Source organism: Hyphomonas atlantica corrig. (assembly GCF_017795365.1).
Taxonomy (GTDB): Bacteria; Pseudomonadota; Alphaproteobacteria; order Caulobacterales; family Hyphomonadaceae; genus Hyphomonas; species Hyphomonas atlantica.
This window is the reverse complement of record NZ_CP051254.1, coordinates 3,313,704-3,328,329: the sequence shown is the minus strand read 5'-3', so window position 1 is coordinate 3,328,329 and position 14,626 is coordinate 3,313,704. Positions and strand designations below refer to the sequence as shown.

Below are 14,626 nucleotides of genomic sequence, written 5' to 3'. Positions count from 1 at the left end.
GGACGCCATGATAAGACTGTCGAAAATAATGCTCATCGTGTTTGTCGGGCTACAGGGCCTGTTTTACGCGCTCAACAATATCGTGAATTTTGGGGCCGCGAAGGGATTCGTTCAGGGCGTCCTTCCGATGGAAGGGAATGAGGCCTATCCCAACGCGTTCGGGCCAGGAATTTCATCACCCGCTCTCATCACAATCATCCTGTGTTTCATAATTGTCGGAGAATTGCTCGTGGCCGCCTTCTCTCTAAAAGGCGCATTCGATATGGTCCGGGTGCGTAGTGGATCGGCTGAGCGATTCAACGATGCAAAAACATGGGCGATCATAGGCTGTGTCATGGCGCTGCTGGTCTGGTTTGGCCTGTTCATGGTGATTGGCGGGGCATACTTCCAAATGTGGCAGACCCCGCTGGGCGCCGCCGCGCAGGGGGGCGCATTCCAATATGCAATCTCCAGCGGCATCGTTCTCTTGTTTGTGAACGCGCCAGACTGACACCGCCTAAAACGGCACGTTCGGATCATCCTCGCCCGGATCGCCAATCTCCAGTCCGGCGAAGTCGAACACGCGTGGATCGTGTAGATGGCTTGGTCGCACGGTGGCGAGCGCATGTGCCATCACCTGCCGCACGCCCGGCTTCTTCTTCTCCCACTCGTCCAGCATCTGCTTCATCGCCACGCGCTGCAGCCCGTCTTGGCTGCCGCAGAGATTGCAGGGGATAATCGGGAACGCCATCGCCTCGGCAAACTTCGCCAGATCGTCTTCCGCCGCCGTAATCAGCGGGCGGAGCACAAACACGTCGCCTTCATCGTTCAACAGCTTCGGCGGCATCGCGGCGAGCCGGCCGCCATGCACGAAATTCATCATGAAGGTTTCCAGCGCATCGTCCCGGTGATGGCCGAGCACGATGGCGTCACAGCCTTCTTCCCGCGCGATACGATAGAGAATGCCCCGGCGCAGGCGGGAACACATGGCGCAGAAGGTCCGTCCTTCCGGCACCTTCTCGGTCACGATGGAATAGGTGTCCTGCGTCTCGATCCGGTAGCGCACGCCAACCGTGTCCAGCCAGTCAGGCAGGACATGTTTCGGAAAGCCCGGCTGGCCCTGGTCCAGATTGCACGCGACGAGGTCCACCGGTAGCGCGCCCTGCCATTGAAGATCCAGCAGCACGGCCAGAAGGCCATAGGAATCCTTGCCGCCGGACAGGCAGACCAGCCATTTCGGCCGTTTCGCCTCACCGGCATCCACCGCCCGCCGGTCGACCATCTTGTAATCGTCAATCGCTTTCAGCGCGCCGCGCACTAGCCGCTTGCGCAGCTTCTTGAAGCTGACACCGGACGGCGCATCTGCAAACAGCGGCGGTGCCGCGGTGAAGGTGGACGTATCATCTGCCATGCGCGCCCTATCTCACGGGCCGGGTTTCCCGCGCAAGCGTTTCGCGCGGTTCGCCGGTCAATCCGCAGCGCCGACCTGCTGCTGGTAACGCGCGGTCAATTCGACCATGGCGAGCGCCAGGGCGTGGCCCGCAAGGCCGACCGTCCACCAGATTGTCGGCGTCAGCATGGCATAGCGCTCTCCGCCAATGCTCAGGCTGATTCCCGCGAAGACGATCATGCCGAACAGATAGCTGGCCAGATGGATGAAGAAGCCGAGCCGCATCGCGGCGGTCGCCTTGGCGCTCTTTTCGCGGATCATGGCCTCTGCTTCGGTCTTCGCATCCACCGTCAGCGCCATGACATCGACGTTGAACGCCGCCGCCAACGCCTTCAGGGAGTCGCCAGAGGCCTTTTCGCCCGTCTCGATCCGCTGCACCGTGCGCACGCCAATCCCCGCGAGTTCGGCCAGATGTTCCTGTGACCAGTGGCGCTCTTCACGCCAGCGTTTGATTTTGGCGGCATCAGCATCGAATTGCATGTGTGTTCCCCTTCCATGGGCTGTTTGTAACCGCGTTCAGAATGGGGAGAAAGCCCTTGCCCGGCCACGTCATGACGCCGTCACGAGCCTGCCAGAGGCCCGCCAGCGACCCGTCACACAGGGGCGGCCAGCCAGACGTGCGTGCGGCGTACATCCATCCGCGTCCGGACCCGTGCGGGAAATATGCGGCTTAATCCTCGGCGGCGTCGGGGGCGCAGGTCGCGTCAGAGACATGCGACGAAACCGCGTGCCAGCCATCGGCGGTGCGCCGCAACGTGTTGGAAGATGTGTAACTGTGCTGGCACGGCGTGCCGTCTTCGGTCTCGCGCGTACTCAGGCCGCGTCCGTAGACCAATGCGGAGTCCGGCGTAAGGAAGATCACGTCATCCACCTCAAACCTGAAATCCTCCGGCGCGCTCCAGCTATGCTCGCGCATCCAGTCCACTTCATCTGCCTTCGTGCGCACGCCGCCGCCAATCAGTACGAAATCATCAGCTAGGAACGCGGCCAACGCATCTGCATCATTTGCCGCATAGATCCCTGGCCATGTGTCTGATTTCAGCGCGCGCAGTACCGCCTCTTCCTGCGCAAGATCAGGTGCCGGTGCGGCGGACGTGTCGGTACACGCTCCCAACAGGATCAGCAGGCCAACAAGCGGCAGTTTCGAACGTGCAAGCATGGTCTGGTTCCTCCGGGGTATGGCCTCCCTATCACCCTAGCAAACAGGGTGCACGGGCCAAGCAGAAAACCCGGCCTAGCGCGCCAGAAACGGAATACGGAAAAAGCGTTTCAGCTTCCACCAGAAGCGCAGGCGCGCATTGTTCGGCGCATCATTGTGGCCGCGCGGGATGAGGATGTCATTCATGCGCGGCTGGTAGCGGCGGATCAGGTCTTCCTCGATCCGCGCGCGATCGGATTCCTTCTTGATCACCAACACATGCCGCTCGGTCGCGCCGCGCTTCCACCAGGCTTCCCACCAGCGTTCATGGCCGATCAGCCGGTTCTTGAAGTTCGCGGCCTTGCCAATGTAGAGCGGGAACAGGAAAAAGACGAAGCGGCGCTGCACGAACACATAGACGCCGCCTTGATCCGGCAGGCCCTTGGGCGTCAGCGTGATCTTGAAGCGGTACGGCCTCCCGGATTCGCCCCACCACGTATGCCATCCGAACAATATCCACATGAGCCTGACCCTCCACAATTGCGCGAAGCTCTCCTGCAACGGTTAATCAGCCGTTAAATTGTGGCCGGATCAGGGGCCTGCGGAGGAGATTTGCTTACAGGATCGCCCAATTGGTTAAGACCGGGCCGACCACGGGCTCAGGCCCGCGTCAGGGCCCGTTTCACCGGGGCAAAGCTCTGGCGGTGGTGCGGGCAGGGGCCGTGTTCTGCCAGCGCCGCCGCATGGGCCGCCGTGCCATAGCCCTTGTGCCGGGCAAATCCATAGGCCGGGAAGGCGGCGTCCAGTTCCTTCATCAGCGCGTCGCGCACCGTCTTCGCCAGGATCGACGCGGCGGAGATTGCCGGCTCGGTCAAATCGCCCTTCACAATGGCCTCCGCGCTGCAGGGCAAATTCGCGGGCAGGGCGTTGCCATCCACCAATATGTGCCCCGGCACCAGGCCGAGCCCCGCCACGGCCCGCTCCATCGCCAGGAAGGTCGCCTGACGAATGTTCAGCCGGTCGATCTCTTCGGGTGTTGCATGCGCCACGCTCCACGCCGCCGCGCGCTCTCGGATGAGGGGGGCCAGCGCATCGCGCCTTGCCTCGGTCAGCTTCTTGGAATCGGTCAGGCCCTCAATGGGCTGCGCCGGGTCCAGGATCACCGCGCCGGCCGTCACCGGCCCGGCCCAGGGCCCCCGGCCCGCCTCATCCACACCGGCAATGATCAGCGTTGTATTCGTCATGGCGCCAGAGAAACGCGAGTCGCTCTTGCGCTCCAGCGCGCCTCGGGTCTCTATAGCAGCCATGACCCAGCCTTATCGCATCCAGATGCACGAAACCGGTGGCCCGGACGTGCTGCAAGTTGAAGACTTCATCCCCCGCAAGCCCGGCCCCGGTGAGGTCACCGTTCGCCAGAGCGCGGCGGGCCTGAACTTCATCGACACCTATCACCGCACCGGCCTGTACCCCGTGCGCTTTCCCTTCACGCCCGGACAGGAAGGCGCCGGCGCCGTGCAGGAAGTGGGCGAGGGCGTCACCCATCTGAAGCCCGGCGACAAGGTGGCCTATCTGGCCAGCGGCACCTATGCCAGCCACTTCACCGGCCCGGCGGAGCGCATGATCCCCCTGCCGGACAGCATCACCCCGCAGGATGCCGCCGCCGTTCTGCTGAAAGGGCTCACCGCCTGGGCGCTCTTGTTCGAGGTGCGCCCGCTTCAGGCCGGGGAGACGATCCTGGTCTGGGCCCCCGTGGGCGGCGTGGGCAGCCTGCTGGTGCCATGGGCGGCCAGCCTTGGCGCGCGCGTCATCGCCGTCACCTCAACGGAAGCGAAGGCCGAAAAGGCCAGGGCGCTGGGCGCGTCTGATGTGATCATCGGCTATGAGGACGTGGCCGACAAGGTGCGGGAGCTGACCGGCGGGCGCGGCGTGGACGTGTCCTATGACAGTGTCGGCCGCATCAGCGCGGAGGAAAGCCTGAACAGTCTGCGTACGGCAGGCTGGTTCGTCACCTATGGCAACGCCTCCGGCCCGGTTGAGCCGATCCCGCCCGGCCGTCTGGCGCAGGGCGGCTCCCTCGTCATGACGCGGCCAACCCTGTTCAGCTTCATTCAGGATGCGGAAAGCCTGACGCGCGGCGCCAGCCTCCTCTTCAGTGCCCTGAGCTCCGGAACCCTCAAAGCCGACATCGGCCAACGCTTCCCGCTCTCTGAAGCGGCGAAGGCGCACGAAGCGATAGAGAGCGGCACCACAACCGGGGCGACGGTGTTGGTGCCTTAGGTCAGGTGAAGATTCTTACGCTAAAGTTCGTGAGCTACGCCATGGTGCTATTATGGCGCTTCAAGCCTGCTGCCAGCATAGTTGCGGCATTTCGTTGCCATGCATCATTGACTAAATCTCTCCACTGAACAACTTCGATGGATCCGCGGTAATCGCCTTTTAGAGGTCGAATCCGTCCCTGTTGGTTTGCGGTGGTTTCCCAGCTTGAAAGTTGGGTGCGCAGATCGCCAACAATGTCCGCAACTACGTAGCAATAAAATATGCAATCATCGGCAATACGAATGCGATCCCGATCAAACGATTCAAGTTCGCTGTTTTTCAGTTGAGCCAAGTACTTCGTAATTTGCTGCTCGATTTGATCTTCCGGTTTGGGGTATTCTTTCCGGCCAGGATGTTTGAACTCTACTATCATCATTTTTCTGAGGGGCTCGGAAAGGTCAACTTCTTCAGATTGATCGTTAGCAACTCCCATTCCGAAAGCTAAGTCCCATAGGGCCAAGTCAGGTCGATCAGCAGACCCACCGTCAGAGATTAAAGCATCTAGGCGTTTGTCTGACGAGAACGCTCTCGTGAATGCAAACCTTTCATCAACGATCCACAGGTCATGAGCACGCGACCTCCTTTCATTCGGATCATCCCCTCGCACAAACATAGGGCAGATGAACGAATGCAGGGTCGACTCAAGCTGATGCCTGTCTTGGCGGTCTTTGCCTTCTGTGCTCGGAATTTTGCGTAGACGTTTTATAAGCTTATCAAGAAGTTCTAGGACCAGCTTTCTACGCACCACGTGCTGGGCTAGAGCAAGTTGCTCGGATCTTTGTATATCCGCAGCTGCCTTGATGACTGTGTCTTGAAAGTCGCTTGGGATGTTCTCCAAGTGCTCGATTGATTTGATCACTTGTTCAATGGCTTGCTGGCGTTCTTCCTCTCGCCTGATTTGATACTTAACCAAACCAGCAGCAAAATCTTCAGCACTCATTGCATGGAATGGGACTCGCTCAAGTTGGACTTCGGTTTCGTCGAAGCCATAAATTGGGTGTTCGCGGACGAATTTCTCGTAGCTCTTTCGTCTTTCCTCCGCATACTCGGCGATTGAGTCTTGCAATAGTTCACTTTTGACGATGTCTGCGCAATATCGACATATCTCTTTCAGTTTTTTCTCCGGAATATTGAACGCGGTCCTTCCTTCATTCACGCGTTCATCCAAGTACTCGCCGGAGATGCAGCCGTGAAAAACTAGATCGTCGTGTTCCCCATCTTGAATGCCGAAAAGTCCTAGTAGGTTATCGATTTTTCTGGTCTCCACGGTTCTTCCGTTGGCGAGTAGGTGGAGCTGGTGTCTCCCCTCTAGTCCAGCGCTGGCGGATGGGCGGCATTTAAAGCCTGTGATATTCAAAGTGCCATATTCTTCGCTTTTTGTAGATGGAGCTTCGAGTCTCTCGCCTACCACCAATTCACTGATGGAGGCTGGGTACTCGTGGGCTTCGCCGTTGAGCACGACGGTCACTTTCGGCGACTTTCCCATCAAGAAGTCAGCGATGAAGTGAGAACTAAAGTACCTGAGAAACGTATCGGTTTTCTTTGGAAATTGATCAGTGTAAGGTCCAGATTTGAGCCCGTGAAATACTATGCTGGTGCCGGTTGCTCCTTTTGCCTTGTCAGTCTCGAACTCGTCAGAAGGTACGATTTGGTCTGATTCTGACAGTCGAAACGAGAACGCGCGGTTCTTGAGGCTATCCTGTTCAGTATAGGCGCTTTCAACTTTTATTCTATCAAAAGCATCGAGCCAAAATAAGCGACCGACTCCCTTGCCACCCTTTTTCCTTTTAAAGGCTGTGTCTAGTTCGCAGAATGCTGCGAAGCGAACTTTGTCTAAGCCGATCCCGTCATCGCTAACCTCAATTCGGACATTCTTCGGCTTGGATAGACCATCAACACGAACGACTACTTCACCTTTAAAATACTCGTCCATCTCAACTTTGTCTTCGATGGCATACAAAGCGTTACTGACAGCCTCAAACAACGGCTGAAGTGCCTGAGCACTATTAGACGGCTTGGGTAGTTTTCGAACTCGATTTTTGACGTTTTGAGATAGTGACGGCATCCGCCTCAGCCCCTTTACTGTTTCAACCAAACGTGGTGAGCATAGGACGATTGCTTTCTATCCGACAAACAAAATAATCCTTATCCAACCCCTCTGACCCTTGGCGTATGCTGTTATGCATGTTCGAGCTGGAGGATCTTACCAAGCGTGCGCTGGCTTCGGCCTGGCCTTTTGTGGCCGGGCGGATGGCGGCGGTGCGCGAGGCGCTGAGCCCCGGCGAGGATGGAACTGTGCCGCGTGCGGTGTATTTTGCGAGCCTGCGTACGCTGCGCGCCTTGGAATCCCTGGTCCGCCGCATGCTCTATCTCATGTCGCTGGAACTGGCCGTTCAATGGGCCGCGCCAAAGCCACGCGCGGCGGGCCCGCTCGGCCCCGGCCAGGCCGGTGAAGCGTCTGGCATCCCGGCGGGCGACCCGTCACCGCGCAAGCTGGCACTGGCCGATCCGTTAAGCCTCTATATTCCGCCGCCGGACCCGCCGGTGAAGTACGGCCCGCGCCCCTACATCACCATCATCGGCATGCCCCGCGCGCCAGAGCCGGAAGGGCCGCCAGACTGGGTGGAGGCAGCGCCTCTGCTGGCGCGGCTCTCCCGTCTGGTCGAAACCTGCGCCGCGCGGGATAAGGAGGCCGGGCGCATGGCGCGCTGGCAGGCGCGGCGACTGGCCCTGATGAAGGCGGGGCAGCGCGGGCGCATTCATCCGCTGCGCACGGGGCGCCCACCGGGCTATGCCACGGCCCGGATGCGGCGGGATGATCTTCAGAAAAAGCTGAAGGATTTCTGGTGCTTCTGCCATTGGGCGGATGAAGCGGCCTATGCCTCCGCGCGTGCCGCCGATGGGGCATCGGCCCCGGCCTGACCGGGGCGTCTTTCCTGAAAATCACTGTGTCGTCGGGCCCGCCTGGGCCCTGCCTGCTCGGGTGCGTGAGGGTGGGCAGGCAGGGCTATGGGCGGCGGGGTGCAGTTGATGGGAACCGCCCATTTTCATCTCGAAGGTCATGGGAATTTGCAGGTGCCATGACGCCCGGGAGGGGGTGACGCGCATTCCGGGAGAGGGGAAAGGTGTTCGCGCCACAGGGGAAATATGCCCCATGACGGATGAAGGGTTTGTTCCGGAAACGTGTGGGATTGACCGGGCGTACGCAACATTGCGCTAACCATGATGCTTAGTGGCTAGTCGGCGGTATCCAGCTGCAGCAACAGGGCGGGGTCTATGTAGAAATCTCCGCCGCGATTGTCGGACTCGGGATTTCGCCACTTCACGGCCCAGTGCAAATGCGGCCCGGTCGTGCGCCCGGTATTGCCCGTCTTCGCCAGCAGGTCTCCGGTCTGGACGATGTCGCCCGCCGCCACATCGACAGATGACAGGTGCATGAAGACCGAGACCAGGCCATGCCCGTGATCCAGGAACACAGTGCCGCCTTCATAATAGAGATCCGGATCGGCCAGCACGACCACCCCCGGCGCCGGCGCGATCACCTCCGTGCCCACCGGCGTCGCCACGTCATATCCGCGATGCACTGAAGTGCTCTCGCACGGCTCCCCGGTCACCTTTGAGACGCCGACATATTTCCGCGTCGGCCCGAACGGCGAAGATGTTGGTGCATCAGAGGGCTTCACGAACCCCTCCAGCGCGCCGGGGCCGGGATTGAAGCTCGCAAACGCGTCCTGCTTCTTCACCCAGCTGCGCGAGGCATGTGCCTTCTGCTCGGCGGAGCGGGCGTCCACCTTGTCACAATCAAAGCCCGAGATTTCGCGATAGTCATCCTTGCGCGGGGCGATGGCCAAGTCTCCGAACGCGCCACTGTCATGAGACCAGCCAATGACGCTTGGGGCGGACGTGCTGATCCCGAATTGTGCCGAGCCCATGTCACTGACCGTCAGCTTCGTGCCCGCCACCGTGAACACACTGCCCGGCGCGCCGGTACAGATCACCAGCCCGCCTTGGGTCAGTACCCCATCGCACATCGGCGCAGGCGTGATCGCGGTATTGTCCTGACTGGCCGTGGGGGCAGGCGTCTCTGCCACCGCGCAGCCCATGATCAGTGTCGATAGCCCGGCCAGCAGCGCGCGCCGCATCAGCTGCCCGCCTTGACCATGCGCTGGCTTGCCGTCTCTGCATCCCAATAGGCTTCCTGAAGGTCGACGCTCCAATAGCGCAGGGCCTGCAAGGGAATTTTGCGGCCGGTTACCGCGCAGGTGACGTAGTCTCCAGGCGAGATCATTTCGATGTCGGCATCGAGATAGCGAAGGCGGGCTTCGCCGGCGGGGCGGCTGGATCGATCTAGCATGCGCGCGAGCATGCCTGAAATGGGCAGAAAAGAAAAGATGCGCCGCGCAGAAAGTTTCCCCTTTGTTCCGCGGAACAAATATGGTACATCCGAGTCAGAGATGGCAAAAGGGGGCCTTGCCAAATGCGGCCTCATGGTAGACCTAAGGAGACGACTCATGGCCAAAGCGGCGCTTCAACTCGTGGACAAGGATTCAGGCGTGGATAAGCAGAAGGCTCTCGAAACAGCGCTCGGCAATATTGAACGGTCCTTCGGCAAGGGCTCGGTCATGCGGCTCGGCGACAAGAAGGTGATGGATGTCGAAGCGGTTCCCACCGGATCGCTCGGCCTGGATATCGCACTCGGCATTGGCGGTTTGCCCAAGGGCCGCATCATTGAGATCTATGGTCCGGAAAGCTCGGGTAAAACGACGCTGTCGCTGCACAGCGTAGCCGAGGCGCAGAAGAATGGCGGCGTCTGCGCCTTTATTGATGCTGAACACGCGCTGGACCCGGTATATGCTGGAAAGCTTGGCGTGGATCTGGATGATCTTCTCGTGTCCCAGCCTGATACCGGCGAGCAAGCGCTGGAAATCGCGGATACGCTGGTGCGTTCCGGCGCGGTGGATTTGCTGGTCATCGACTCGGTCGCTGCCCTGACACCGCGCGCTGAACTTGAGGGCGAGATGGGTGATTCCCTGCCGGGGCTTCAGGCCCGCTTGATGAGCCAGGCGCTTCGCAAGCTGACTGGCTCCATTTCCAAGTCCAAATGCATGGTGATCTTCATCAACCAGATCCGGATGAAGATTGGCGTCATGTTCGGTAGCCCGGAAACCACGACGGGCGGTAATGCCTTGAAATTCTACTCGTCTGTTCGTCTGGATATCCGCCGTATCGGCGCGATCAAGGATCGTGATGAAGTGATCGGTAACCAGACCCGCGTGAAAGTCGTCAAGAACAAGGTGGCGCCGCCTTTCCGTCAGGTCGAATTCGACATTCTTTATGGCGAAGGCATTTCCAAGACGGGTGAGTTGATTGATCTTGGTGTGAAGGCTGAAGTGATTGAAAAGTCTGGTTCCTGGTACTCCTATAAGGGCGAACGCATGGGCCAGGGCCGCGAGAAGACACGGAATTTCCTCAAGGAAAACCCCGCTATCGCGGATGAGGTCGAGGACGCGATCCGGCGCAATGCGGGCCTGCTCGCAGACGAACTCCTCAATGCCGGCATGGAGTCTGAGCAGGATGACGATCTGCCGGACGCCGCCGAAGGGTGATCTGATATGCTCTGAAATCTGGCATTTCAGGGCATGATCTCTCACATTTCAGGTCAATGAACTGTCCCTTTGTGGCGCACCCCGCTTGGCGCGCCGCGAAGGGACCTTTATATCGCCGGTGTAATATTTGTGCCGATTCATTCGGCCCAACCCTCATCGCAAGGACACAGTGTTGCCCATGACCGGCGTAAACGAGATTCGCGAGACCTTTCTCTCCTTCTTCGAGAAGCGAGGTCATTTGCGTCAGGCGTCCGCGCCGCTCATCCCACAGAACGACCCGACGCTTCTGTTCGTGAATGCCGGCATGGTCCCGTTCAAGAACATATTCACCGGGGCCGAAACGCCTCCGGGGCCGCGGGCAACCACGTCCCAGAAATGCGTGCGCGCGGGCGGCAAGCACAATGATCTCGACAATGTCGGATATACTGCGCGTCACCACACATTCTTCGAGATGCTGGGTAATTTTTCCTTTGGCGATTATTTCAAGGAAGACGCGATCGCGTTCGGATGGGAGCTGTGCACCAAGGAGTTCGCGCTCGATCCGAAGAAGCTGCTCGTCACAGTCTATGCTGAAGATGACGAAGCCGCCGCGATCTGGAAAAAGGTTGCCGGATTTGATGACAGCAAGATCATCCGGATCGGCACATCCGATAATTTCTGGTCGATGGGCGATACTGGCCCGTGCGGCCCGTGCTCGGAAATATTCTACGATCATGGCGAAAGCGTTCCTGGTGGCCCTCCCGGTAGCCCGGACGAGGATGGTGACCGGTTCATCGAAATCTGGAACCTCGTCTTCATGCAGTTCGACCAGCAGGCCGACGGCACACGCAAGAACCTGCCCAAGCCATCGATCGATACGGGCATGGGGCTGGAGCGGATCTCTGCCGTGCTTCAAGGCTTGCACAACAATTACGACATTGACCTGTTCCGCAATCTGATCGCCGCCGAGGAAGACCTCTATGGCTCGAAGGCCGCTGGCGATCAGCTGGCATCCTTCCGCGTAATCGCAGACCATTTGCGTACGTCAGCGTTTTTGATCGCCGATGGCGTACTGCCGTCCAATGAAGGTCGTGGTTATGTCCTGCGCCGCATCATGCGCCGTGCCATGCGGCATGGTCATCTGCTCGGCGCGCGCGAGCCGTTGATGTACAAACTGGCGCCAGCACTGATATCCGAAATGGGCGCGGCCTATCCTGAGCTTGGCCGGGCCAAGGCGGCAATCGAGTCCGCTTTGGAGCAGGAAGAAGCCCGCTTCCAGCGTACGCTGGGCAACGGGCTGTCCTTGCTCGACAAGGAAACCGCGAACATGAAGGCGGGCGATGCGCTGCCGGGCGATGTGGCTTTCAAATTGTCGGACACGTACGGATTTCCACTTGATCTGACGCAAGACATTCTACGTGGGCGCGATATGGGTGTCGATGTCGCCGGGTTCGAGGCTGCACTGGAGCAACAGCGACAAGACAGCCGCGCAGCGGGTTTCTCCTCGGGAGATCAGGCCACGGAGGATATCTGGTTCCGTGTTCGCGATGATGCTGGTGCCACCAAATTCACCGGTTATGACAGCACAGATGGAAAGGGGAAGCTGGTTGCGATTGCGGCCGGCGGAGCGCGCGTGGATACATTGTCACCAGGCGCAGCCGAGATCGTGTTCGATACAACCCCATTTTATGCCGAGTCTGGCGGGCAGGCGGGAGATCATGGCGAAATCGTTTTTGCGAACGGAGCACGCTTCATTGTGCGTGATGTGCAAAAGCGTGCTGCTGATCTGCATGTGCATATTGGCGAACTCGTTTCCGGTGAGGTGAAGCTGGGTGAGTCTGCGGACCTTCGCGTAGATGCGGAGCGTCGACGCGCCATCATGGCCAATCATTCGGCCACTCACATCATGCATGCGGCCCTGCGCAAGGTGCTGGGTGAGCACGTCACGCAGAAAGGGTCCCTCGTTGAGGCAGATCGATTCCGGTTTGACTTCTCCCACAATGGCCCAGTGAGCCAGGCTGAGATCGAAGCCGTGGAAGACGAAGTCAACGCCCAAATCCGTGAGAACATGCCGACGGGGATTCAGGTGACGTCGCCGGACAAGGCCATCGAAGCAGGAGCCTTGGCCCTGTTTGGTGAGAAATATGGCGATGAAGTTCGTGTGCTGTCCATGGGCACGGGCGACGCGCGGCGCTACTCGGTTGAGCTGTGCGGCGGAACGCATGTGGAGCGGTCTGGCGATATTGGCCTTTTTGTCATTACGTCAGAGAGCGGTGTATCGGCAGGTGTGCGCCGGGTGGAGGCAGCAACAGGCGCAGAGGCAGTTGCCTTCCTGAAAGGACGTGCGCAGATCGCGGTCGATCTGTCTGAGAGCCTGAAAGTTCCGCTCAAGGATGTTCCGCGGCGCGTGGCGGCTCTGGGAGACGAGCGCAAGGCGCTGGAGAAAGAGCTTGCCGAAGCCAAGCGCAAGCTCGCCATGGGCGGCGGCGGGGCTGCTCCTGCCGGACCGGAAGAGATCAATGGCGTCAAGCTGATGGCACGTATTGCCGAAGGTGTCGGCGGGAAGGAATTGCGTACGCTGGTCGATGAGGCCAAGGCGCAGATCGGTTCCGGCATTGTCGTTTTCGTGGGCGTCGCGGACGGTAAGGCGGGCGTTGCCGTTGGCGTAACCAAAGACCTGACCGACACTTACTCTGCTGTCGACCTGGTGAAAGCGGCCAGCGAAGCTCTTGGCGGCAAGGGCGGTGGCGGCCGACCCGATATGGCTCAGGCGGGCGGCCCGGATGCGGACAAGGCAGACGAGGCGCTAGCGGCCGTGCGTGCCGCGCTCGCAGGCTAGGCGGCCAGGCCAGCAGCAATTGACTCAAGCGGCGGAGCCCCTATGTAGGGGCTCCGTGGTGATTTGGTCGGTCGGCTTGCAGCCACGTTAAACAACTTGCTAAAAGGCTGCGCGGATATTCCGAACACCCTCACGGCAAGAGTCCGGCTGGCCAGAACTTGGTAGCGGAGTATTGCGTATGCCCATTCGAATTCCTGACGGCTTGCCCGCGCGCGAAACGCTTGTGCGCGAAGGCGTGCAGGTGCTGGATGAATCCATTGCCACACGGCAGGATATCCGCCCCATGCAGATCGGCCTTCTGAATTTGATGCCCAACAAGATCGAGACCGAAGCGCAAATTGCCCGGCTTGTCGGCGCAACTCCGCTGCAGGTGGAGCTGACGCTCGTCCGGATCGGCAGCCATGTTGCCCGCAACACGTCGGAAGAACATCTTATCTCTTTTTACCATACCTGGGATGAGGTGAAGGATCGGAAGTTCGATGGCTTCATCATAACCGGAGCGCCAGTTGAGCGGTTGCCATTCGAAGACGTGTCGTACTGGGACGAGTTGAAACAGATCTTCGATTGGACAGAAACCCATGTGCATTCCAGCTTTTTCATTTGCTGGGGTGCCATGGCGGCAGTTCAGCATTTTCACGGCGTTCCAAAGCACGAGCTGAAAGAGAAGGCTTTTGGTGTTTATCGTCACCATAATCGCAAGCCGGAATCTCCTTTCCTCACGGGGTTCTCGGACGACTTTTCCGTTTCGGTGTCGCGCTGGACGGATGTGCGGCGGGAAGACATTCCCGAAGACAGTGGTCTGAGCATTCTTATGGAGAGCGATGAGACCGGACTGTGCCTGTTGCATGAAGCGCACGGAAACCGGCTCTATATCTTCAATCATATTGAATATGATTCTACATCGCTCGGCGCAGAGTATCAGCGAGATGTGGCGGCGGGGAAATCGATCAAGGTACCGGCCAATTACTTTCCGGATGATGACCCCACCCGGACCCCGAAAAACCGGTGGCGCTCGCACGCGTTTCTATTGTTCGGGAACTGGATAAACCAGATGTATCAGACGACATCCTATAATCTCGAAGATATAGGAACGGAGCGCGGCGGCGACAGTAAGGTCCGGCAGGCCAAGTAATCTTTGTATCGCCAAGGGGCTCTCAAAATCCGGCCAAGCCGGACAATAAAGAATGGTCGGAGTGAGAGGATTCGAACCTCCGGCCCCTGCCTCCCGAAGACAGTGCTCTACCAGGCTGAGCTACACTCCGCGCCGAAGAACGGGGCTTTTACGCCTGCCCAAAAATTTTTCAAGGGGGCAATCTGAG

The 14,626-nt window shown here is 59.4% G+C and carries 14 protein-coding genes, 1 tRNA gene and 1 riboswitch; of the genes, 6 read left to right on the top strand and 9 right to left on the bottom strand.

Going from position 1 to position 14,626, the window contains the following annotated elements; genetic code table 11:
* Positions 1–7 precede the first annotated feature (7 nt).
* Complete coding sequence (locus HF931_RS15890; RefSeq protein WP_273241042.1) at positions 8–490, top strand: DUF2165 family protein; 483 nt, start codon at positions 8–10, stop codon at positions 488–490.
* A 6-nt stretch (positions 491–496) separates the two neighbouring features.
* Here the strand turns inward: HF931_RS15890 and ttcA are convergent, their stop codons facing one another.
* From ttcA to rnhB, 5 genes are all read right to left on the bottom strand, one after another.
* Positions 497–1,390 carry a tRNA 2-thiocytidine(32) synthetase TtcA gene (gene ttcA, locus HF931_RS15885; protein WP_051602755.1) on the bottom strand — a complete coding sequence of 298 codons (894 nt, stop codon included), beginning with the start codon at positions 1,388–1,390 and terminating at the stop codon, positions 497–499.
* Between the two features lie 57 nt (positions 1,391–1,447).
* Entirely contained in the window at positions 1,448–1,909 is a 462-nt protein-coding gene (locus HF931_RS15880; protein WP_273241040.1) for an XRE family transcriptional regulator, read from the bottom strand.
* A gap of 190 nt (positions 1,910–2,099) precedes the next feature.
* Complete coding sequence (locus tag HF931_RS15875; RefSeq protein ID WP_273241039.1) at positions 2,100–2,588, bottom strand: DUF4440 domain-containing protein; 489 nt, start codon at positions 2,586–2,588, stop codon at positions 2,100–2,102.
* A 75-nt stretch (positions 2,589–2,663) separates the two neighbouring features.
* On the bottom strand, positions 2,664–3,089 hold the full coding sequence (locus HF931_RS15870; RefSeq protein ID WP_273241037.1) for a GIY-YIG nuclease family protein: 426 nt from the start codon (positions 3,087–3,089) through the stop codon (positions 2,664–2,666).
* A 137-nt stretch (positions 3,090–3,226) separates the two neighbouring features.
* Positions 3,227–3,811, bottom strand: a complete 585-nt coding sequence (gene rnhB / locus HF931_RS15865; RefSeq protein WP_420537746.1) for a ribonuclease HII — start codon at positions 3,809–3,811, stop codon at positions 3,227–3,229.
* 61 nt (positions 3,812–3,872) lie between these two features.
* On the opposite strand from rnhB, the gene HF931_RS15860 reads away from it, so the two are divergent.
* Positions 3,873–4,844, top strand: coding sequence for a quinone oxidoreductase family protein (locus HF931_RS15860; RefSeq protein ID WP_273241034.1), 972 nt, complete (start codon positions 3,873–3,875; stop codon positions 4,842–4,844).
* Between the two features lie 34 nt (positions 4,845–4,878).
* Here the strand turns inward: HF931_RS15860 and HF931_RS15855 are convergent, their stop codons facing one another.
* Positions 4,879–6,948, bottom strand: coding sequence for an ATP-binding protein (locus HF931_RS15855; RefSeq protein ID WP_273241032.1), 2,070 nt, complete (start codon positions 6,946–6,948; stop codon positions 4,879–4,881).
* A 119-nt stretch (positions 6,949–7,067) separates the two neighbouring features.
* Here HF931_RS15855 and HF931_RS15850 point away from each other — a divergent pair, with 119 nt between their 5' ends.
* Positions 7,068–7,805, top strand: coding sequence for a hypothetical protein (locus tag HF931_RS15850; RefSeq protein ID WP_273241030.1), 738 nt, complete (start codon positions 7,068–7,070; stop codon positions 7,803–7,805).
* Between the two features lie 314 nt (positions 7,806–8,119).
* On the opposite strand, the gene HF931_RS15845 is transcribed toward HF931_RS15850, so the two are convergent.
* Positions 8,120–9,025, bottom strand: coding sequence for a M23 family metallopeptidase (locus HF931_RS15845; RefSeq protein ID WP_273241029.1), 906 nt, complete (start codon positions 9,023–9,025; stop codon positions 8,120–8,122).
* On the bottom strand, positions 9,025–9,237 hold the full coding sequence (locus tag HF931_RS15840; protein WP_273241027.1) for a DUF2093 domain-containing protein: 213 nt from the start codon (positions 9,235–9,237) through the stop codon (positions 9,025–9,027). The genes HF931_RS15845 and HF931_RS15840 overlap by 1 nt, the downstream gene beginning before the upstream one ends.
* A gap of 157 nt (positions 9,238–9,394) precedes the next feature.
* On the opposite strand from HF931_RS15840, the gene recA reads away from it, so the two are divergent.
* From recA to metA, 3 genes are all read left to right on the top strand, one after another.
* Positions 9,395–10,489 carry a recombinase RecA gene (recA, locus tag HF931_RS15835; protein ID WP_035553375.1) on the top strand — a complete coding sequence of 365 codons (1,095 nt, stop codon included), beginning with the start codon at positions 9,395–9,397 and terminating at the stop codon, positions 10,487–10,489.
* A gap of 178 nt (positions 10,490–10,667) precedes the next feature.
* Positions 10,668–13,307 (top strand): alanine--tRNA ligase, encoded by a 2,640-nt coding sequence (alaS, locus tag HF931_RS15830; RefSeq protein ID WP_273241025.1) that lies wholly within the window; start codon positions 10,668–10,670, stop codon positions 13,305–13,307.
* 45 nt (positions 13,308–13,352) lie between these two features.
* A riboswitch (SAM riboswitch) is annotated at positions 13,353–13,430 on the top strand.
* A gap of 55 nt (positions 13,431–13,485) precedes the next feature.
* Positions 13,486–14,439 (top strand): homoserine O-acetyltransferase MetA, encoded by a 954-nt coding sequence (gene metA / locus HF931_RS15825; protein WP_273241023.1) that lies wholly within the window; start codon positions 13,486–13,488, stop codon positions 14,437–14,439.
* A gap of 53 nt (positions 14,440–14,492) precedes the next feature.
* Here the strand turns inward: metA and HF931_RS15820 are convergent.
* Positions 14,493–14,569, bottom strand: a tRNA-Pro gene (locus HF931_RS15820).
* Positions 14,570–14,626 lie beyond the last annotated feature (57 nt).

Coding starts and splice junctions, on each gene's coding strand:
- rnhB (WP_420537746.1), bottom strand. CDS start 3,811: ATGACGAATACAACGCTGATCATTGCCGGTGTGGATGAGGCGGGCCGG.
- HF931_RS15855 (WP_273241032.1), bottom strand. CDS start 6,948: ATGCCGTCACTATCTCAAAACGTCAAAAATCGAGTTCGAAAACTACCC.
- ttcA (WP_051602755.1), bottom strand. CDS start 1,390: ATGGCAGATGATACGTCCACCTTCACCGCGGCACCGCCGCTGTTTGCA.
- HF931_RS15840 (WP_273241027.1), bottom strand. CDS start 9,237: ATGCTAGATCGATCCAGCCGCCCCGCCGGCGAAGCCCGCCTTCGCTAT.
- HF931_RS15845 (WP_273241029.1), bottom strand. CDS start 9,025: ATGCGGCGCGCGCTGCTGGCCGGGCTATCGACACTGATCATGGGCTGC.
- recA (WP_035553375.1), top strand. CDS start 9,395: ATGGCCAAAGCGGCGCTTCAACTCGTGGACAAGGATTCAGGCGTGGAT.
- HF931_RS15870 (WP_273241037.1), bottom strand. CDS start 3,089: ATGTGGATATTGTTCGGATGGCATACGTGGTGGGGCGAATCCGGGAGG.
- HF931_RS15850 (WP_273241030.1), top strand. CDS start 7,068: ATGTTCGAGCTGGAGGATCTTACCAAGCGTGCGCTGGCTTCGGCCTGG.
- HF931_RS15875 (WP_273241039.1), bottom strand. CDS start 2,588: ATGCTTGCACGTTCGAAACTGCCGCTTGTTGGCCTGCTGATCCTGTTG.
- metA (WP_273241023.1), top strand. CDS start 13,486: ATGCCCATTCGAATTCCTGACGGCTTGCCCGCGCGCGAAACGCTTGTG.
- HF931_RS15880 (WP_273241040.1), bottom strand. CDS start 1,909: ATGCAATTCGATGCTGATGCCGCCAAAATCAAACGCTGGCGTGAAGAG.
- HF931_RS15860 (WP_273241034.1), top strand. CDS start 3,873: ATGACCCAGCCTTATCGCATCCAGATGCACGAAACCGGTGGCCCGGAC.
- alaS (WP_273241025.1), top strand. CDS start 10,668: ATGACCGGCGTAAACGAGATTCGCGAGACCTTTCTCTCCTTCTTCGAG.
- HF931_RS15890 (WP_273241042.1), top strand. CDS start 8: ATGATAAGACTGTCGAAAATAATGCTCATCGTGTTTGTCGGGCTACAG.